Genomic DNA, 17,291 nt, shown 5'->3' with positions numbered 1-17,291 from the left:
TCCCTTGACCAAAATGACGTTCGGACCGGCATTCACTGAAGAGGGCATTCTATTCCGCCTCTGGGCTCCCCTGCATGAAAGCGTGTCGCTGAAACTCAAAGGCGCTGATCCGCGGCCGATGCAGGCGGTCGGGAACGGCTGGCACCACTATACGGTCGCGGATGCCGGTGTCGGTACGCGCTACCGCTTCGTCCTGCCGGACGGTCTCGAAATTCCCGATCCCGCCTCGCGGTTCCAGCCGCAGGATGTGCACGGGCCGAGCGAAGTGGTCGACCTTTCCTCCTATCGCTGGAAGACGGGTGACTGGACGGGTCGGCCTTGGGAAGAGATGGTCATGTACGAGATGCATATCGGCTGCTTCACGCCGGAGGGTACTTTCAAGGCCGCGATCGAGCGGCTCGACCATCTGCAAGCGCTGGGCGTTACGGCGCTGCAGATCATGCCGCTTAGTGAATTTCCCGGCCGTTACAGCTGGGGTTATGATGGCGTGCTTCCCTACGCTCCGGACAGCAGCTACGGCCGGCCGGAAGATTTCATGGCGCTGGTGGACGCAGCGCACCAGCGCGGCATCTCGGTTTTCCTGGACGTGGTCTACAATCACTTCGGGCCCGACGGGAACTATATCCCCGCCTATGCGCCGCTCTTTACCGACCATCACAAGACGCCCTGGGGCAACGGCATCAATTACGATGGCGACGGATCGGAGATGATCCGCGAGTTCATCATCGAGAACGCCATCTACTGGATCACCAAGTTCAGGCTCGACGGTTTCCGCTTCGATGCCGTCCACGCCATCAAGGACGACAGCGCCGAGCATCTGCTTCACGCGCTTGCCCGCCGCGTCAGGGCCGCGGCCGGCAACCGGCATGTTCATCTGATCGTCGAAAACGAGGAGAACGACAGCGACCTGTTGACGCGTGACGAAAACGGGGAGGTGAGGCTGTTCACCGCCCAGTGGAACGACGACGTACACCATGTGCTGCATATCACTGCCACCGGCGAAACCTTCGGCTATTATGCCGATTACGCTGGTGATGCCGGCAAGCTCGGCCGGGCGCTGGCGGAAGGTTTCGTCTTTCAGGGGGAGCACATGCCCTATCGCGGCGGAAGCCGCGGCAAGCCCAGCGGCTATCTCCCGCCCACCGCTTTCATCTCCTTCATCCAGAACCATGACCAGATCGGCAACAGGGCGCTGGGGGATCGGGTTCTGGCTTCGAGCCCTGCAGATGTCGTCAAGGCGGTCGCCGCCATCTACCTGCTGGCGCCCGAGATCCCGATGCTGTTCATGGGGGAGGAATGGGGCGCCAGAGAGCCTTTCCCCTTCTTCTGCGATTTCGACGAGGATCTGAACGAGAAGGTCAGGAAAGGCCGTCGCGAGGAGCTTTCGCGTCTGCCAGGCTTCGACGCCGACGACCTTCTCGACCCGACGGCGCCATCAACCTTCGCCGCCGCCAAGCTGGACTGGTCGAAACTCGCCTCTTCCGAGGTCCTTGGTTTTTACAGGGCGCTTCTCGACCTCCGGCACCGCAGGATCGTGCCTTTGCTGAAAGGCGCTGGCGCCGGGAACGCGGTCTATCGCTCGGCGGGAAGCGCGCTCGCGGTGGATTGGACCCTGGCACAAAACCGGCGTCTTCAGCTGCACGCCAACCTCGGCGCCGAGGCGGCGCCGCCCGTCTCGCAGCAGGACGACGGCGAGACGATCTTCCGTCTCGGCGGCAACGATGGCGGCGATCTCGCACCCTGGACGGTGATCTGGAGCATCGGCGAGGCTTGACGGCGTGCTGACAGGAAGGCGATCGAACGATGAAATCTGCTGAGCTCGACAAGCTCGCCCGCCGGCACGGCATCAGCCTGACCAGGCCCAGTCCCGACAATCAGGAGCTGGCGATATCAGCCGAGACCAAGCGCAAGATCCTCTCGGCACTGAAGATCGACGTGCCGGGAGCGGCCGATCCCGAGACCGGCGCGCAGGGGCGGGAGTCCAAGCTGGCGGCTAAGAAGATCGCCAGGTCATTTCTGCCCGATTTCCTTTCCTGCACGCGCGTCTGGGGCTTAAGCCTGCAGCTCTACGAGCTCCGTTCGGCACGCAACTGGGGCATAGGAGATTTCGAGGATCTGTCGGATATGGCGGATCTCGCGAGATCGCTGGGCGCCGATTTCATCGGCCTGACACCGCTTCACGCGCCGTTTCTCGCCGATCCCGACCGTTGCAGTCCCTACGAGCCGTCGAGCCGCCAGCATCTCAACCCGCTCTATATCGCGGTCGACCGGTTGCCGGGTTTTGCCTGCAGTCCCGAACTCGAACGGCAATTGGAAAGCCTTCGCCAAACCGATCTCGTCGACTACGTCGGCGTCGCACAGATCAAGCTGAGGGTCCTGCGCGATCTTTGGCCGGCCTGGCGACAGCGCAGCGTGATCGACGAGGCCTATGATCCGGCCGCTTTCGACGCCTTCATCACGCAAGGCGGTAACAGCCTGCGGCTGCATGCGCTTTTCGAATGCCTCTCGTTTTCCATGGTCGAGCGCGGGGTGGGCGCCGGCTGGCAACGTTGGCCAGCCGATTTCCAGCGCTTCGACAGCGCCGCTGTCTCTGAATTTGAGCGCGGACACGCGGACGATGTCCGCTTCCACATGTGGCTGCAATGGCTTGCTCACCGGCAGCTGATGCAGGCGGCGGAGCGGGCGCGAAAGGCCGGCCTGCGGATCGGGCTCTATCTCGATCTTGCCGTCGGGGAGGCGGTCGATGGCTCGGCGACATGGAGCGAGCCGGATATCTATGTCTCGAAGGCCACCATCGGCAGCCCACCCGATCCATTCGCCGTGGACGGGCAGGACTGGCACCTTGCCGGATATCTGCCTTCCGCGATCGCGGCAGGAGAAATGTCGCCTTTCCGGCGCATGGTCAGCGCTGCCATGCGATATGCGGGCGCCATCCGCATCGACCACGCCGCAGCGCTTCGCCGCCTCTTCCTGGTGCCATTGGGCAGCAGGCCGGACGGCGGCGCTTATGTCCGCTATCCCCAGGATCGGCTGCTGCAGATCCTCGCAGAAGTGTCCGACGAGCATCGGTGCCTCGTCATCGGAGAAGACCTGGGACTGATCCCCAAGGGATTGCAGGACGATCTGGCGGCGGCCCACATTATCTCCTACCGCATCCTTTCCTATGAACAGGACAAAAAGGGCTTCAAGCCGGCGGACGTCTATCCCGTCCTGGCTTTGGCCTGCATTTCGACGCACGACCACCAGACCCTTGCCGGCTGGTGGCGCGGCGCCGACATTCAGGCCCGGTGCGAGCACGGCATCGTGCCGCCCGATCTCACCGAGATACATCTCGAAGACCGCAAGCGCGAGCGGAGGAACCTGAAAGCGGCGCTGAAGGCTGCCGGCCTCGAACTGCCGGCCAGGCTTTCCCAAGCGCGGGCAACCGACGAGACGCTGAGGGAATTGACCGTCAGCGCCTATCGCTTCATCGCCAGGACGCCCTCGCTTCTCGCCGCGGTCCGTCTCGCCGATCTCACCGACGAAAAGAGGCCAACCAATGTGCCAGGCACCAGCGACAGCTATCCGAACTGGAAGCCGAAGCTATCGGTTTTGCTCGCGGATCTGATGTCGAGCCCGCTGCTGAAGAGCGTCACGGCGGCAATGCGGGAGGAAAGGCCGCGGGAGTGATTAAGGCTGGCGGGCCGTCCGCTTCATCAATGTCGTTCAATAAGGCCTGCTGCGCATATGGAAATCGCTTCGCGCAAGGAACGAATAGGAAGCCGGCGAATTTTCAAGGAATAGGGACAGGCATTGCCGAGATGAGGACCCGTCCGCTTTCGCCGCGTCAGATGCGGCGACTATATTGATGGAAAAAAGACCATGACGAGCGCATTCATCCTTATCGCATTGGCTCTGATCATCATCTACGCCGGTCCGACATTGCTGTTCATCTGCGTCGGATATGCCGATTATATGCTGGAGCGGCGAAGGCATATGGCGGCGTTGAAGCACGCCGTGAAGCGTCGCAGCGACGAGTTTTGAGCCTTTCGCGGGAAAACCGCTTCGCACTTCTCCTGGAGTGGCTAGAGGTGGTGGACACCTTTCGTCGGCTTGGATGTTACTCTGATTTCCCAGAAAAGGGATGCAGAGGCAGGTTGGCAAAACCCGCCTCCGGCAGCCGGCGTTCGTGAAGCGCCTCTGCGAATAGTTAGTCGTTCGCCGTGACCTTGACGCCAAGCACCGAAGGAATGGTGTTCGGTGCGCCCATGGCAGCGCCGATGATCATCGGGACGGGAACCGGCTTTTCCGGCGCGGCGCTGATCGTCAGGCTTTTCGGTCCGTCGAGATAAGTGTTGACGGCAGCCGCCACCTGGTTTTGCAGCTCGGGCATGTTGAGCTGCGCCATCATCATCGGCACTAGACCTTTCAGCGATTGCGCCAGCTGGTCGCCCGTCACGCCCTGCTGCGAGCCGGCATAATCGAGCGCCTTCTTGGTGATCGAGGCATCGTCGAAGCGGATCGAGGCGCTGTTGATCGTCAGCTGCTGCATCAGCCCCAGCATCGCAAGGCCGGTGGCCTGGTTGGCTTCTTCCTTGTTCGGATTGGCCTCGGCAGTCTTCACCGCCTCCTGCAGCGATTTGATGAAGCCCAGCGTGTAACCGGAGAAATCGACGGCGAAATTCAGCCGGCCGACATTCTTGAAGTCGAAAGCATATTCGTCGACAGCGACCTTGCCGCTTTCGATTTCCCAGATGCCCTTCATCGTCACCGTGCCGTCGAGCGTCGTCAGGCCCAGTTTCTCGATGGCCTCCTTCGCATTCGAATCCTCGACCTGCGACAGGTCGGCCTTGAGACCGGCGACATTGGCGTCATAGGCAAAGCCGCCATCCTGGCGTTCGAGGTTCGACTCGATGCTGTCGATCGCGAGCACGTCCTTGCCCTTGATGTTGAGAGCGATCGGGCCGGTGCTGACGGTTTCATAGAGGAGGATGTCGTTCAGCGTATCGCCCGTCGCATTGGCGGGAATCGTCAGGCCTGTGATCTGGATCTCGTTTGCGGAAAAACGTCCTTCCTCCTGGCTGATATCGATATCCGGGAAGGAGACGGTCTTGGCGTGATAGCCACCGCCTTCGATTTCCTCGACGCCCTCGAAGGTGAGGTCGCCGATCTTCAAAGTGTCGCCGGGCAGGCTCGAGGATCCCACCTGGACACCGGTCGCCGTTACCGTGTCGCCATCGGCTTCCGCCTTTTCGAAGGTGATGACCGTACCGCCGGCACTGGTTGCGGCATTGAGCTTCTTCATCATGTCCGTGCCATCAAGGGCAAGCGCCGGGCCGGCCAGCGTCAGGAACGCGGTGCTTGCCATCATCAGGTGGAGATTACGCATATGCTTCATGGAGATGTCCTTATGTAGAAAATAGATGCGAGGATTTCGAAATTTCCAGACGGGCCGAGTCCCGCTCTCAGGTCAGAAAAGGCGGTCCACGAAGAGCGCCGCTCGATTTCACGGCTTTCATCTGGTCAGCTAATTTGGGGGCGGTGAGGTCAGGATCAGCCGGAACGTTGCGGCTGAAGAAACATAGATATCCCTCCGCCGGTGAGGGGCGGCAATATTTTCTCTAGCAGGGGTAGCGTTGAGACTCATCCATTACACAAAAATTGTATTTCTTCGATTCTTGCAACCCTTCGAAGTTCGAATGCCGAGATGGGAGTCGCTCGTCCGCGGGGCGCTGCATGATTCAATTGCGCATTTCCGACACTCGCCCGCGCAACAAGTAGGCGAGCGCAAAGACCACCAGGAAGGGGTAGACGAGCACGATGATCGGCAGACCGGCAGCCAGCGCATCGTCTTGCATATAGATGTTGAGGATGCCGGCTCCGAGCACTAAGGGGTACAGCGGCGCAAATCTGTCGAACCACATCCTGAAAGGCCCAGCCAGGAGCAGAACGAGCGCCGGCAGAATGAAAATGCCGAGATTTCTTGCAACATTCATGAGCTCGGGACCGAACGGTTCGGTGGAGGAATAAAGTCGGCCCATCTGGCGGGCCGCCCACAGAGCAGCGATTGCGGCCCCGGCATATCCGGCTGGTCTTGCTAACATCGCCGAACTTCCTTTTGTTCACGCGCCGCGTTGGTAGGGTCGTCCTCTGACTATTATGGCCGCATATTGTCTGCGGCGTCGACGCATTCAAGAATTGTCGTGCGGCAAACGCCGGCCTCCTGCTGCATGAGAGGTTGCGCGCGCCAGGCTCGGTAGGCGATCCGGAATTCGATGTCCTTGTAAAAATAGGTCTCGGCTTTTGGTCGCACGCGGCTCCTGTCCAAAGCGTCCGCCGTTACGACAACATGTGCGGCAAGCCGTTTGAATTGCCATGGCGGCGAAGCTCGCTCCTTCTCGATCACCTCGACATGGTAGTAAAGATCGTGATCGGCAGGCTCCGGATGTTTGTGGACGGTGGCCCAGCGAACGGTCCGTGGTGAGAGGGAGAGAACGACGGTGGAAACATCAGGTGGTTTCACAGCGTCGGCACGCGCGAAGACCGCTGCGCCCAAAATGGTCGCGACTGCAAGAAGGATAGCTCCAGGACTTATGCGCATGTGCGATCGCTATAGGTAGGATTTTCGCTTCGGGTCGAATATCGGCGGATAATCCTCTTCGTCCAGCATGTCGAGAAAAGGGTTCAGTCCCTTCTCCTTGATGAAGCGGTACTCCGCATCGGAAATCAAATTCACCGTGAGGATCTCGACCGGATCATTCTCGACCATAAGCGCTGCCGCAATGCGCTGGTCAGTTTCGATGATCGGCGTGAGAAAGAGAAATGTCCTGAAATCGCATCCCTCGACCGGTGGGGTCGGCATCGGCACCCGATGGCCGAAACCGAACCAGGTCGCATCCATGAATGGAAGTTCGGCAAGCCAGCGCAGATTGACGATAATTTCGGGCGTCGGCTCACGCACGTACCACATCAGTTCGGCTCTGGGCTTTTCGCCCTTTTCCCGGTGCGAGGTCGGCAGCGTCATTCGCCGATCGCTCATGCCGTTGGTCAGGAGCACGTAACCTTCGTCCGTACCGACCGGCGCGAAGTCGCGTCCGAACGCATGAATTTCAATGCCGTCCGATCGGTCGTCTGCGAAGGAATATTCCGGTTCCTCCAGTTCATTCTCATAAACGGTGCGACGGTATGCGTTGAGAGATGTCGTTTCTGCTCCTGGCATCGTCGCCGTCTCTCCATTCTTTCCATTCCACGCAGACCTGGCAGGCCGGGCCGGCGCAGCACTACAGGCCAAGGTCATGGCCAGAAAACGCCTTCGACTGCATGCTCTGAGAAATGGGAACATTTTTAGAAGCACAACCACGCTTTGAATGGATTTTTAATGCCACCGGCCTCTGAAAAATTCAACGTCAACGTGAGGGGATAGACGACTGCTTGCGCTCCGACCGAGCGACGCGATGGCGCGGTCGTTCCGGTTTCGGGCCGAGGTCTCGCCTGCACTAATGTCTCCGGCCAAATTCTGGAACAATGTCTGTCGTCCCCTGTTACATTGACGATAAAAGCGGGTGTCGCGTGAAGACGAGGCAGTTGGAGGGATCGATGAAGCGGAGCATAGCAGTTGTGCTGGTATTTGCGCTTGTGCTGACAGGCTGCACGACCAGCGCAGGCAGTTATTCGTCGGCAGGACTGGCGCCCATTCCCGGCAGCATCACGTATAGTGGCCAGCCTCGCACGAAGTTGACGAAATCACCCGTGGGCTCTTCCTTCCCCCACACCTTTACAGATCAGTGGGGACGCCAGGTCGAGGAGATCTACATCATCCAGCCCGACCGGAGCTTGCTGATCGCCGCGCGTCACTACCGGCCCGTCTTCTCGCTCGACGACGACTAGAACAGGATGATTTCAGGCCCGGTGGGCCCAAAAAATCTGAATCTTGTTCTACATTAGATAGTTAGCAGGATGTCGGCTGAAGACCGCTTACACCTTTCGGCATCAAGTTCTAGGAAGGAGAAATGATCATGCCGCGCCGCAAGAGCACTGAGACGACGACCCTCGACACCAAGGGAGCCAAGATCGGCGAGCCCGTTCCGAAAGCCGTCATCGATACGAATACGGCCTCGGTCGGCGTTCCCCGGCAGACTGATCATAACCTGGCCGAAGAGCTCGGCGCGCTGCGACAGCAGATCGGCGCGCTCCAGCAGCAGGTCCTCGATGCCGCCCGATCGGCAAAGGGAAATGCCGGGAAAGCCATGCGTCAGACGGAGGCAGCGGTGAAGCTCTACCCGGCCTCGACGCTGCTGCTCGTCGCGGCGGTCGCCGGCGCACTTGCCTTTGCCGGACGCCGCGCCGCCCTGCCGCGCCGTAGGCATCAACCGGCACTGCGGGAGTTAAGGGATCTCTACGACACGATCCGCGAACGCCTCTGACAAGATTTCAGGATTGTCAGCATCGCGATTATGGCCGACGCTTCATTATCGAAGCGAGGGGATAATCATGTTCGATATCATCTTACGCAGCGCTCTTGATATCGTTGGGCGGACTGAGCGCCTTATCGAAGCAATGAGGCGACTGCTCCAGAGCGACGACCTCGACGAAGTCGAGGTCTACGATCTCGATTATGAGATCGAGCGGCTCGGGGACGTGGTTTTCAACGTGGACGAAGCCGTTCGATCGTTGGCGCGCACGGTCGAATGCTGGCCGCAGGCCACTCTCGCACACGGGATCCGTCGGACATTGCATTGACGGTTGATGGCCGCCTTGGCAACTGACGCGCCACCAATTCCGCCCTGAGTTGGCAGTGTCGATTCTGCGTGTCACGCCGATGTCACGCGACCGTCGCAGCAATATGTGCTTGATAGGCACCGTTAGGCTCACACCAGGGCGCGGTGGGGCTAAAATTGCTTTTTTCGTTGGGGCATCGCAATGACCTTGAAAACCTCGGGGGAGAAATCTCAACCCCATGAATTCATCTTTCCGGTTCACACCCGGACGATCGCAGAGATCAGGTACAATAGTCTCAGCCGCATCATGACGGTGGTCTATCACGACGGCCATTCCTGCACGACTTCCGGCATACAAGGCCCCGCAATGCTGAGGATCCTCGCCCAGCGTCCGTTGGAGAGCTCTCCGTTTCTGTTGCAGACGGTCATCTAAGGGGAAAGACGTTGCCGGCCCTTGCCGGTACGGCGCTGCTGGGCATCGGTTTTAATCAGCATGGTCGTGCATCTATTTCCCCTGGGCTGCGTTCACTCCCAACAGCCAGACCTATGGAGGGAACGCCGATGACCTTTCCACCACCGAAGACCGAATCCCCTGCGCAGCGCTTCGAAGAGGCGACCGCAGCTGCGCGCGACGCTTTGGAAAGGCTGATTGCAGCCGCCAATGAAGCCGGCTGGGGCACCGAGGAGGTGACCGCGGCACTGCTTAAGGCCGCGCAGTTTCTGAGCGATGCCAACAAGAGAGATCCCGATCCGGCCGACGATCCCTCAATCAGCGATTTGCCTGCAAGGGAGCAGATTGGTCACGGCGAACTCTACGATTAGACGGCGTAGCACTGGTTTTCCAACGCAATGAGACAAGGGTTGCCGGAATTCATGTCGAGTGTCGCACGTCTTTGCGCTCGGAACCCGTTCGCAATATGCAAAGGCTCGCTGGCCACGCGGGCGGTAGGGACGAATTTCAAGGCGTTGGTCAGCGCATGAGCAGCGCAACCAAACCAACCCGGGAGTTCACCCCGAGCTTGGAATAGATGTTTCTGAGGTGGGTTCTGACCGTTTCGTAGCTGATGTGATCGGCTATGGCCACCTCCTTTGGAGAATGGCCCGAGGCAATGCTTGATGCGATCCGAATCTCCGTCGCAGTCAGTTTGTAGGCTTCCATTAGGAAATCTCGCCGCTCATTGAGTGGCGTGGCCACCATCGGCTCGACAATGACGGCCACGGTCGGCCCCTCCAAGAACTCAGTGAACGCATCGGACTGGAGCCGGAGGAGTGTGATGCGATAGCTAGCCTTGTCCTTCGCTTTTGCAATCGCCGTATGCGGCCTTGTTTGCATACCCCTTCTGGAAGTCAGGAAATTAAGAACGGCAGTCGACCTCTCGCATTGAAGTTCGAGCTTGCCGCTTGGAGCGACTTGCACAGGAAAGCCAGCCTCCATTAAGCTTTCCGCGCTCTTATTCCATTGACGTGCTCGCCCTTGCTCCGAAACGTAGATCAGTCCGACGCCGATGCTATCAAACAGGGTTTGCGTCGTCTGTCTTTCCGGGGCGAGTAGATCGCGCTTCCGGATGAAGTCGAAAGCTCTTTTCAAATGAGGCGCGAGTATCGTGTAACGCCCGGCTGCCTCTTTGTTGAAATCGGTGTCGGCTGACGACGTGCAGGTCGATAGCACGAAGGTGCGGGTTTCCTCCCGAATGATCGAGACACCGATGCTCGTCTCGCATTGGGCCTGTCCCTTCAGCCAATCATTGTAGAATTCCGATTTGAGCAAGTCTTCGCGTGGAAAGATTTCGTCTCCGCAGACACCTTGACCAACCGGCACAAAGCTCAATCTCGGAATCCAGGGGTTCACTGCGGCAAAGTGGCTGCTGAACTGGTCGACCTCATTCCTCGAAAACCCCGATACGTAGGGAACATGGGCCACAGGCGAGGCCAGATCGTGGTAATGGAGGGCAGCCTTTCCATTCGGCGAGGTTTGCGCAACGCGATCCAGAAAATCCTGCCAGTTGCACTCACCGAATAGACTTCCATAGATCAAATCTATCAGCTCAGATGAAGCGTCTTTTGACTGGAGCATGATCTTTCTGAAAATCCCACAGCGAGTATTTTCGGTATTAAATAACGTTGGTCAGGCAAAGACAACAGCAACCCCATGTAATATCAAATCGGCGACGATGGACATCAGTTGCCGATCGCAATGCGGTACTACTCGCTGCTTCAAGCGATGCGGGTATGGCCAACTCAATAGGTTTCACTGGCCGATCGCCGCGACGGAGCCGCGCAGGATGAGGCTGGTGCTGACGCGCAGGCGTTCGACGGCAAGAGGGGTGCGTTCGATACGGGCGATGAGCCGCTCGCCGGCGAGCTTGCCCATCTCGTAGACGCGCTGGTCGACGATGGTGATCGGCGGAACAGTGACGCTGGTCCAATCGGCGTCGAGAAACGAAATCATCGACACGTCCTTGGGGATCGACAGGCCGAGCGATTGCAGCGACTTGAAGATGCGCAAGCCGACGAGGCTGTCCGATGCCAGCAGCGCCGTCGGCGCAGCGCTGTCGGCGAGCAGGCGTTTGATCACGCCGTCCGTCTGATGCTGATCCGTGGCGCCGAGCCTGACATAATGAAGAGGGTTCGGCAAACCCGCCTCGGTCAGGACGCTGACAAAACCCTCCACGCGTTCACGCACGGCGGAATTCGAGATCCGCCCGATATCGGTGAGCCCGCCGCCCTCGGCATCCATGGCAGAGACGTAGGCGAGGCGGCGATGTCCTTGCCCGATCAGATGCCGGGTCGCCGCGATGGCCGCATCCCGGTCGTCGCCGGTCACGGCGTCGACATCGAGTTCGGGGATCGCCCGGTCGAACAGGACGAGCGGCACGCCGGCACGGCGGACGTGGTGGAGATGATCGATACTGTCGCAGCGGGCCGGCGTGACGATCAGGCCATCGACGCGTTTGCCGATCAGGAGGTCGACGGCCGATTTTTCCGCATCGAGCTCTTCGCCCGAATTGGCGATGATGACGTTGAAGCCCGCAAGACGGGCCGCATCGCTAATGCCGCGCACTGCCAGGCTGAAGAAAGCGTTCTCGATGTCGCCGACCACGACCCCGATGATGCCGGATCTTCCGGTGCTCATGCTGCGGGCGAGTTCGTTCGGGCGATATTCGAGGGCGGCCGCCGCCGCCATGACCTGATCTGTGATCTTGGCGCTGACCACGCCGTAGCCGCCGAGAACGCGGGCGGCCGTGGCCTTCGAGACCTTTGCGGCCTTCGCGACGTCGGCGACCGTGACTGAACGTTTCGGATGAGCGGAATCTTCCATGGGCCGAGGACTACAAGAGTTGTTGACGACCGGTCAATTGACGGATATCAAATATGTTGTGAGACCGGTCTCTTTATATCAGAGACCGGTATCTTGTCCATAAATCTCTACCGCAACTGCGCGGCAGGGCAGGGCGACCGACAATGCCGACAAGAGCATTCCTTTCAGAGTGGAGAACGACGATGAAGCCTTTTCTATTTTTTCCGACCATCACGGCCCCGTTGCGGGCCGGCCTTGTCACATGCCTTCTTGCGATGGGCGCAAGTTCTGCGGCCGCCGTCGACAATCCCTATAACCTGATCGAGCCCGGGACTATCAGCGTCGGCACGATGGGCGATTCCAAGCCCTATACGTTTGCCACGGCGGACGGCCAGTTCACCGGTTTCGATATCGAGCTGTTTCTCAACGTCGTCTCCCGCCTCGGCTTTCAAAAAGACAAGGTGACGTTCACGGGTCAGGAATTTTCAGCACTCCTGCCGTCGGTCGCAAACGAAAGGTTCGACGTTGCCGTTGCGGCGATCGGAACCACCGAAGCCCGCAAGAAGACCATCGACTTTTCCGACGGCTATCTTGCCGGTTATCTCTCCGTCCTGACCCCGGATGCCGGTATAAAGGATGCCGATGGCCTCAAGGGCAAGCGTCTCGGCGTCGTGCAGGGGACCTTGCAGGAGGTCTATGCAGCCAAGAATTTCGGGGGAACCGATCTGGTGAAATTTCCCGACAACAATTCCGCGGTGGCCGCCCTCAACAACGGAACGGTCGATGCGCATTTTCTCGACTACGAGGCCGCCAAGCAATATGGCGAGCGCTATCCCGCGCTGAAGGTTGCCGTGAATATCCCGTCCTTCGATGCGCCTGCTGGCTTCGTGGTCCGAAAAGGAAATGACGCCTTTCGCACGGCGCTCAACGGCGCGCTTCACGATGCGATGCAGGACGGCACCTGGAAGACCCTTTACGAAAAGTGGTTCCCCGGCTCGCCGATGCCGGAACAGTATCTTCCCAAGAAGTGACGCCGCAAGCCGCCCGCTCATCGCGGGCGGCTTACCAAGGCTCTGCCGGACGGCGGCGTCCGCGCCGGGCAAGAATTCATGGGGATCTGAATGAACTGGCTTGAAAATCTGCGCCGCAGCTTCCTGGACTGGGACGCCATGGCGGAAGTTCTGCCGAGCATGATCAGCGTCGGCTTGAAGAATACCCTGATCCTCGCCGCTGCCTCGACCGTGCTCGGCGTCATCATCGGCATGGCGCTTGCCGTGATGGGCATCTCGCAGTCCCGCTGGCTGCGGCTGCCGGCACGCATCTACACCGATGTTTTCCGCGGGCTACCGGCGATCGTCACGATCCTGATCATTGGCCAGGGTTTTGCCCGGATCGGGCGTGAGATCTTCGGTCCGTCGCCATTTCCGCTCGGCATCCTGGCGCTCAGCCTGATCGCCGGAGCCTATATCGGTGAAATCTTCCGGTCGGGCATCCAAAGCGTCGAACGCGGCCAGATGGAAGCCTGCCGGGCGCTCAGCATGAGCCACGGGCAGGGCATGCGTCTGATCGTCATTCCACAAGGCATCAGGCGCGTTCTACCGGCGCTGGTCAACCAATTCATCGGAAACGTCAAGGATTCCAGCCTTGTCTACTTCCTTGGATTGCTCGCCTCCGAGCGGGAGATCTTCCGTGTCGGCCAGGATCAGGCCGTCGTCACCGGCAATCTTTCGCCGCTGCTGCTGGCAGGCGTTTTCTATCTCGTCATCACCGTGCCGCTGACCCACTTCGTCAATTATATCGATGCGAGACTGCGGCTCGGAAAACAAGGCCGCGGCTCGGGTGCCGCGAGCGGATTGGTCGAGGTGAGCGAACTGCGGGCCGCTGCCGGCAAGCATCCCACGGTCAAGGCGGCCGAGGAGAGTACGCCGCGCTTCAAAGGCGGCGCCCTGAACATCCGGGACCTCACCATGGCCTATGGCGATCTCGACGTGCTGAAGGGTGTCGATCTCGACATCGCCGCTGGTACCGTCACCTGCATTATCGGTCCTTCCGGCTCGGGCAAATCGACGCTGCTGCGCTGCATGAACAGGCTTGTCGAACCGAAAGGCGGCGACATCCTGCTCGATGGCGAGAGCATCCTGGCGATGAAGCCGGAGAGGCTGCGCCGGCGTGTGGGCATGGTGTTCCAACACTTCAACCTGTTTCCCGACCACACGGCACTCGAAAACGTCATGCTTTCGCTGACCAAGATCAAGAAGATGCCGAGGCTGGAGGCGCGGCGCATCGCCGAGGCGCGTCTGGCCGAGGTCGGCCTCGCAGAGCGTAGGGATCATCGGCCCGCAGGTCTGTCGGGTGGGCAGCAGCAGCGCGTCGCCATCGCCCGCGCGCTGGCCATGGATCCCGAGGTCATGCTCTTCGACGAAGTGACGAGTGCGCTCGATCCCGAACTGGTGAAGGGCGTGCTCGACCTGATGGCCGCCCTCGGCCGCCAGGGCATGACGATGGCCGTGGTGACGCATGAGATGGGATTTGCGCGCAGGGTTGCCGACCAGGTCGTCTTCATGGATGAGGGCCGCATCGTCGAGGCCGGCTGCCCGCAGCAGATCTTCGACAATCCCAAAAGCGAGCGGCTGAAGCGCTTCCTCGCTGAAGTTCTCTGAAGCCTCAGGCAACGCATGGTGCTCCCGGTCGTCCTCACCCCGGGCGTGCCGGATTTCACTCGACCTAGCAAGAGCAGACAACAAGGTTATCGACATGAATGCTTCCACCAAACCTTCGAAGGTCGTCGTCATCGGCGGCGGGATCTTTGGCGTCTCGACCGCTGTCCATCTGGCCCGGCTCGGGGTCCGCACCGTGCTCATCAATGATGGCCCGCTTGCCAACGGCGCCTCCGGCCGTTCGCTCGCCTGGCTCAACTCGGCGCGCAAACGCACCGATGTCTATCACCGGCTGCGGTTGGCCGGCATAGATCGCTACCGCACGCTGGCCGTCCGGTATCCCGATGCGCCGTGGCTGCGCTTTGACGGCGGCCTAACCTGGGATGCGGACGATGCCGGCAACGAGATCGCCGAGATCTTCGACTATGAGCGCGATCTCGGCTATCACGCGCAATGGCTCGCGCCGGAGGGAATTGCCGCGGCGACGCCGGGTGTCGATGCAAGTGCGGTGACGCCGCAAGGCGCGATCCTCAATCCCGGGGAGGGCTGGGTCGATCTTCCGTCCTTGATCGGCACGCTCGTGGAAGAATTCCGCACGCTGGGCGGCGAGATCGTCACGGACGCGGGTCGCGCGACGGTCGATGTCGAAAGCGGGAGCGCCCGTGGCGTGATCACGGCAGACGGCATGCGCCGGGATGCTGATGCCGTGCTGCTTGCTGCCGGCGGCGACGTTCCGGCCATCGTCGCCGAGGCCGGCCAGCATATCGGCGATGCAACGCCTGTCGCCCTTCTCGTCCGGACCAAGCCGATCCGCCATCCGCTGAAGGCCGTGCTCAACACCCCTCGCGTCGCCATCCGGCCGACGCCCAACGGTGGTTTCGCGCTCGACGCCGCCTGGTCCGAGGAAGAGGTGAGCGTGAGGCCCGACGGCAGCTATGATGTCAGGCAATCGACGCTGGAGGGGCTGCTGCGCGAGGCCTCCAGGGTTCTCGAAGGCAATCCGGTACTGGAGGTCGAAGATTATGGGGTCGGCCCGAAGCCCATCCCAGGCGACGGCGAGCCCGTCTTCGGCGAACTGCCGTCGATCTCGGGTTATTTCGTCGCTTTCAGCCATAGCGGCGCCACTCTCGGCCTGATTGCCGGCGAACTGCTGGCGGACGAGATCGCCACCGGACACCGCCATCCGCTGCTGGCGGACTTTCGGCCGGAGCGTTTCAGCGCGTCGCGAAGATGAAGGCAGGAGCGGAGGCCGATGCATCCTTCTGAGCCGTCGAGCGTTCTATCGCCAGGAACAACTGGAGACGCATCATGTTCAAGGACGAACTCGGGGACACCGGCACAAACAAGGATATGCGCGACGGCGTGGAAACCGCGCAGGCCTCCTTCGAAGAGGCGAGCATCAACCCTGATCTTATCAGACGTGAGGGTTTCGCCAGCGAGGCCGAATATCGGGCATATATTGCGACGCTCGGTGGTCATGCTTTCGTTGGAGACACCGTCGAGGAGCCTCTCCCGATCTACGAAGGTCATGTCCTGGAAGGCCGTCTGCAAGAACTGCGAGAAGAGCTCGAAAACCTCCGCGCTCGCCTTCATGTGATCCAACATCAGGCCGCGACCGTCGTGACGGAGAACGTCCGATGGGCCGATGCCAGCGCCCATGCGCAGCTCGGCAATCAGCCTTGGCTCAAGCTGGCAGGTGCAATGGCGGCGACCTTCGTCGTCACGAGGGGCATCATGCGTTTGCCGCTGGGAGCCGTGGCGACGACGGCGCTACCGTTGGTGGCGGCGGCGATGAACCGGAAGCTTGCCCGGTGAAAGCCGTCAGACGACGGATCAGGCGAAGCCGATTTCCGCGAGCAGAGGCAGGTGGTCTGAGGCAATCCTTGTCAGGCGGTTTTCGAGGACCGCCGCCTGTTTGACGATGAGATCGTCAGTGACGAAGATGTGGTCGAGGCGCATCAGCGGGTAGCGCGAGGGAAAGGTCGCTCTCGGCGCGGCGCTGCCTGCGAGCTGGGCGTCTTTCAACGACCGCGCGGCAAGTCGGTAAGTCGCCGATGACGGAATGGCGTTGAAATCGCCGCAGAGGATGGTCGGAAGAGGTTCATCCGCCGTGCCGCGCAGCCAGCCGGGGTTCAGCAATGTCGTCATCTGCCGGATGCGCTCGCGGCCGCGAAGGCCGAGATGGGTGTTGACGACCAGCAGTTTTCTGTCGCCGACCACTATTTCGACGGAAATGGCGCCGCGCTGTTCGCCGATGGATGGCAATGGTCCGGCCTTGACCGCGCCTGTCGGCAGCGAAGTGATGATCGCATCGCCATACTGCTCCTCGGCAATCGACAGCGCCGGATGGAAATGAGCCTGCATCTTCAAAAGCGAGGCGATAGCATGGGCCTGGTCGACGCCGCCGGTCCTGCGCCGGAGGACATCGACCTCCTGAAGAGCGACGATATCAGCCTCAGCCTCGGCGATGACAGAAGCGATGCGGCCGGGATCGAGCTTCCGGTCGCCGCCGATACAACTGTGCACATTATAGGTCAGGATTTTGATTGATTGATCCGGCATAGGCCCTGCTGGCTCGTTCCCCCCGGGGAGAACATAGAAGTTCCCCCGGAGAACATAGAACTTGGTCTCCAGGGAACA

Annotated in this window: 19 protein-coding genes; 12 read left to right on the top strand and 7 right to left on the bottom strand. The window is 60.5% G+C overall.

Annotated elements, in window-relative coordinates; all coding sequences use genetic code 11:
- Positions 1 to 13 precede the first annotated feature (13 nt).
- The 3 genes from treZ (at position 14) to G9X67_RS31300 (ending at position 4,023) form a co-directional block, all read left to right on the top strand.
- Positions 14 to 1,774 carry a malto-oligosyltrehalose trehalohydrolase gene (treZ, locus tag G9X67_RS31310; RefSeq protein ID WP_246705487.1) on the top strand — a complete coding sequence of 587 codons (1,761 nt, stop codon included), beginning with the start codon at positions 14 to 16 and terminating at the stop codon, positions 1,772 to 1,774.
- A 29-nt stretch (positions 1,775 to 1,803) separates the two neighbouring features.
- A complete protein-coding gene (gene malQ, locus G9X67_RS31305; protein ID WP_171600456.1) occupies positions 1,804 to 3,669 on the top strand; it encodes a 4-alpha-glucanotransferase in 1,866 nt (621 codons plus the stop codon).
- Positions 3,670 to 3,861: 192 nt separating this feature from the next.
- Entirely contained in the window at positions 3,862 to 4,023 is a 162-nt protein-coding gene (locus G9X67_RS31300) for a hypothetical protein (RefSeq protein WP_171600455.1), read from the top strand.
- A 166-nt stretch (positions 4,024 to 4,189) separates the two neighbouring features.
- On the opposite strand, the gene G9X67_RS31295 is transcribed toward G9X67_RS31300, so the two are convergent.
- From G9X67_RS31295 to G9X67_RS31280, 4 genes are all read right to left on the bottom strand, one after another.
- Complete coding sequence (locus tag G9X67_RS31295; protein ID WP_171600454.1) at positions 4,190 to 5,377, bottom strand: hypothetical protein; 1,188 nt, start codon at positions 5,375 to 5,377, stop codon at positions 4,190 to 4,192.
- A gap of 343 nt (positions 5,378 to 5,720) precedes the next feature.
- Complete coding sequence (locus tag G9X67_RS31290; RefSeq protein WP_138388788.1) at positions 5,721 to 6,083, bottom strand: hypothetical protein; 363 nt, start codon at positions 6,081 to 6,083, stop codon at positions 5,721 to 5,723.
- 53 nt (positions 6,084 to 6,136) lie between these two features.
- Positions 6,137 to 6,580, bottom strand: a complete 444-nt coding sequence (locus G9X67_RS31285) for a DUF5086 family protein (protein WP_171600453.1) — start codon at positions 6,578 to 6,580, stop codon at positions 6,137 to 6,139.
- A gap of 9 nt (positions 6,581 to 6,589) precedes the next feature.
- Positions 6,590 to 7,321, bottom strand: a complete 732-nt coding sequence (locus G9X67_RS31280; RefSeq protein WP_246705480.1) for a suppressor of fused domain protein — start codon at positions 7,319 to 7,321, stop codon at positions 6,590 to 6,592.
- Positions 7,322 to 7,575: 254 nt separating this feature from the next.
- Between G9X67_RS31280 and G9X67_RS31275 the strand changes: the two genes are divergently transcribed.
- The 5 genes from G9X67_RS31275 to G9X67_RS31255 all read left to right on the top strand — a co-directional run bounded on the left by G9X67_RS31275 (position 7,576) and on the right by G9X67_RS31255 (position 9,518).
- Complete coding sequence (locus G9X67_RS31275) at positions 7,576 to 7,866, top strand: hypothetical protein (protein ID WP_138388791.1); 291 nt, start codon at positions 7,576 to 7,578, stop codon at positions 7,864 to 7,866.
- Positions 7,867 to 7,994: 128 nt separating this feature from the next.
- Positions 7,995 to 8,402, top strand: coding sequence for a hypothetical protein (locus tag G9X67_RS31270; RefSeq protein WP_138388993.1), 408 nt, complete (start codon positions 7,995 to 7,997; stop codon positions 8,400 to 8,402).
- Positions 8,403 to 8,469: 67 nt separating this feature from the next.
- Entirely contained in the window at positions 8,470 to 8,718 is a 249-nt protein-coding gene (locus G9X67_RS31265) for a hypothetical protein (protein ID WP_138388792.1), read from the top strand.
- 180 nt (positions 8,719 to 8,898) lie between these two features.
- Positions 8,899 to 9,129, top strand: a complete 231-nt coding sequence (locus tag G9X67_RS31260; protein ID WP_138388793.1) for a hypothetical protein — start codon at positions 8,899 to 8,901, stop codon at positions 9,127 to 9,129.
- A gap of 128 nt (positions 9,130 to 9,257) precedes the next feature.
- Positions 9,258 to 9,518 (top strand): hypothetical protein, encoded by a 261-nt coding sequence (locus G9X67_RS31255; RefSeq protein ID WP_138388994.1) that lies wholly within the window; start codon positions 9,258 to 9,260, stop codon positions 9,516 to 9,518.
- Positions 9,519 to 9,666: 148 nt separating this feature from the next.
- On the opposite strand, the gene G9X67_RS31250 is transcribed toward G9X67_RS31255, so the two are convergent.
- Both G9X67_RS31250 and G9X67_RS31245 read right to left on the bottom strand, forming a co-directional pair.
- A complete protein-coding gene (locus G9X67_RS31250; RefSeq protein ID WP_171600452.1) occupies positions 9,667 to 10,770 on the bottom strand; it encodes a helix-turn-helix transcriptional regulator in 1,104 nt (367 codons plus the stop codon).
- Between the two features lie 174 nt (positions 10,771 to 10,944).
- On the bottom strand, positions 10,945 to 12,015 hold the full coding sequence (locus G9X67_RS31245) for a LacI family DNA-binding transcriptional regulator (protein ID WP_171600451.1): 1,071 nt from the start codon (positions 12,013 to 12,015) through the stop codon (positions 10,945 to 10,947).
- A gap of 182 nt (positions 12,016 to 12,197) precedes the next feature.
- Here G9X67_RS31245 and G9X67_RS31240 point away from each other — a divergent pair, with 182 nt between their 5' ends.
- From G9X67_RS31240 to G9X67_RS31225, 4 genes are all read left to right on the top strand, one after another.
- Positions 12,198 to 13,025, top strand: coding sequence for an ABC transporter substrate-binding protein (locus tag G9X67_RS31240; RefSeq protein ID WP_138388796.1), 828 nt, complete (start codon positions 12,198 to 12,200; stop codon positions 13,023 to 13,025).
- Positions 13,026 to 13,115: 90 nt separating this feature from the next.
- Positions 13,116 to 14,654: an amino acid ABC transporter permease/ATP-binding protein gene (locus tag G9X67_RS35345; protein ID WP_138388797.1), complete on the top strand. Its 1,539-nt coding sequence runs from the start codon at positions 13,116 to 13,118 to the stop codon at positions 14,652 to 14,654.
- 94 nt (positions 14,655 to 14,748) lie between these two features.
- On the top strand, positions 14,749 to 15,885 hold the full coding sequence (locus G9X67_RS31230; protein ID WP_138388798.1) for an FAD-binding oxidoreductase: 1,137 nt from the start codon (positions 14,749 to 14,751) through the stop codon (positions 15,883 to 15,885).
- Between the two features lie 74 nt (positions 15,886 to 15,959).
- Positions 15,960 to 16,466 (top strand): hypothetical protein, encoded by a 507-nt coding sequence (locus G9X67_RS31225; RefSeq protein WP_138388799.1) that lies wholly within the window; start codon positions 15,960 to 15,962, stop codon positions 16,464 to 16,466.
- 18 nt (positions 16,467 to 16,484) lie between these two features.
- Here G9X67_RS31225 and G9X67_RS31220 read toward each other — a convergent pair whose 3' ends face one another.
- Positions 16,485 to 17,213 (bottom strand): endonuclease/exonuclease/phosphatase family protein, encoded by a 729-nt coding sequence (locus G9X67_RS31220; protein ID WP_033183281.1) that lies wholly within the window; start codon positions 17,211 to 17,213, stop codon positions 16,485 to 16,487.
- Between the last annotated feature and the right edge of the window lie 78 nt (positions 17,214 to 17,291).

It is taken from the genome of Rhizobium sp. WYCCWR 11152, assembly GCF_013087615.1.
In the GTDB taxonomy this organism is placed as follows: domain Bacteria; phylum Pseudomonadota; class Alphaproteobacteria; order Rhizobiales; family Rhizobiaceae; genus Rhizobium; species Rhizobium indicum.
The sequence above is the reverse complement of the archived record's forward strand: the minus strand, read 5'-3'. Positions and strand labels throughout refer to the sequence as shown.

Bases quoted from the DNA above. Each gene is read 5' to 3' on its own strand.
- G9X67_RS31270 (WP_138388993.1), top strand. From the start codon at position 7,995: ATGCCGCGCCGCAAGAGCACTGAGACGACGACCCTCGACACCAAGGGA.
- G9X67_RS31220 (WP_033183281.1), bottom strand. From the start codon at position 17,213: ATGCCGGATCAATCAATCAAAATCCTGACCTATAATGTGCACAGTTGT.
- G9X67_RS31300 (WP_171600455.1), top strand. From the start codon at position 3,862: ATGACGAGCGCATTCATCCTTATCGCATTGGCTCTGATCATCATCTAC.
- G9X67_RS31230 (WP_138388798.1), top strand. From the start codon at position 14,749: ATGAATGCTTCCACCAAACCTTCGAAGGTCGTCGTCATCGGCGGCGGG.
- malQ (WP_171600456.1), top strand. From the start codon at position 1,804: ATGAAATCTGCTGAGCTCGACAAGCTCGCCCGCCGGCACGGCATCAGC.
- G9X67_RS31225 (WP_138388799.1), top strand. From the start codon at position 15,960: ATGTTCAAGGACGAACTCGGGGACACCGGCACAAACAAGGATATGCGC.
- G9X67_RS31295 (WP_171600454.1), bottom strand. From the start codon at position 5,377: ATGAAGCATATGCGTAATCTCCACCTGATGATGGCAAGCACCGCGTTC.
- G9X67_RS31285 (WP_171600453.1), bottom strand. From the start codon at position 6,580: ATGCGCATAAGTCCTGGAGCTATCCTTCTTGCAGTCGCGACCATTTTG.
- G9X67_RS31265 (WP_138388792.1), top strand. From the start codon at position 8,470: ATGTTCGATATCATCTTACGCAGCGCTCTTGATATCGTTGGGCGGACT.
- G9X67_RS31260 (WP_138388793.1), top strand. From the start codon at position 8,899: ATGACCTTGAAAACCTCGGGGGAGAAATCTCAACCCCATGAATTCATC.
- G9X67_RS31255 (WP_138388994.1), top strand. From the start codon at position 9,258: ATGACCTTTCCACCACCGAAGACCGAATCCCCTGCGCAGCGCTTCGAA.
- G9X67_RS31290 (WP_138388788.1), bottom strand. From the start codon at position 6,083: ATGTTAGCAAGACCAGCCGGATATGCCGGGGCCGCAATCGCTGCTCTG.
- G9X67_RS31250 (WP_171600452.1), bottom strand. From the start codon at position 10,770: ATGCTCCAGTCAAAAGACGCTTCATCTGAGCTGATAGATTTGATCTAT.
- G9X67_RS35345 (WP_138388797.1), top strand. From the start codon at position 13,116: ATGAACTGGCTTGAAAATCTGCGCCGCAGCTTCCTGGACTGGGACGCC.
- G9X67_RS31240 (WP_138388796.1), top strand. From the start codon at position 12,198: ATGAAGCCTTTTCTATTTTTTCCGACCATCACGGCCCCGTTGCGGGCC.
- G9X67_RS31275 (WP_138388791.1), top strand. From the start codon at position 7,576: ATGAAGCGGAGCATAGCAGTTGTGCTGGTATTTGCGCTTGTGCTGACA.
- G9X67_RS31280 (WP_246705480.1), bottom strand. From the start codon at position 7,321: ATGTTCCCATTTCTCAGAGCATGCAGTCGAAGGCGTTTTCTGGCCATG.
- treZ (WP_246705487.1), top strand. From the start codon at position 14: ATGACGTTCGGACCGGCATTCACTGAAGAGGGCATTCTATTCCGCCTC.
- G9X67_RS31245 (WP_171600451.1), bottom strand. From the start codon at position 12,015: ATGGAAGATTCCGCTCATCCGAAACGTTCAGTCACGGTCGCCGACGTC.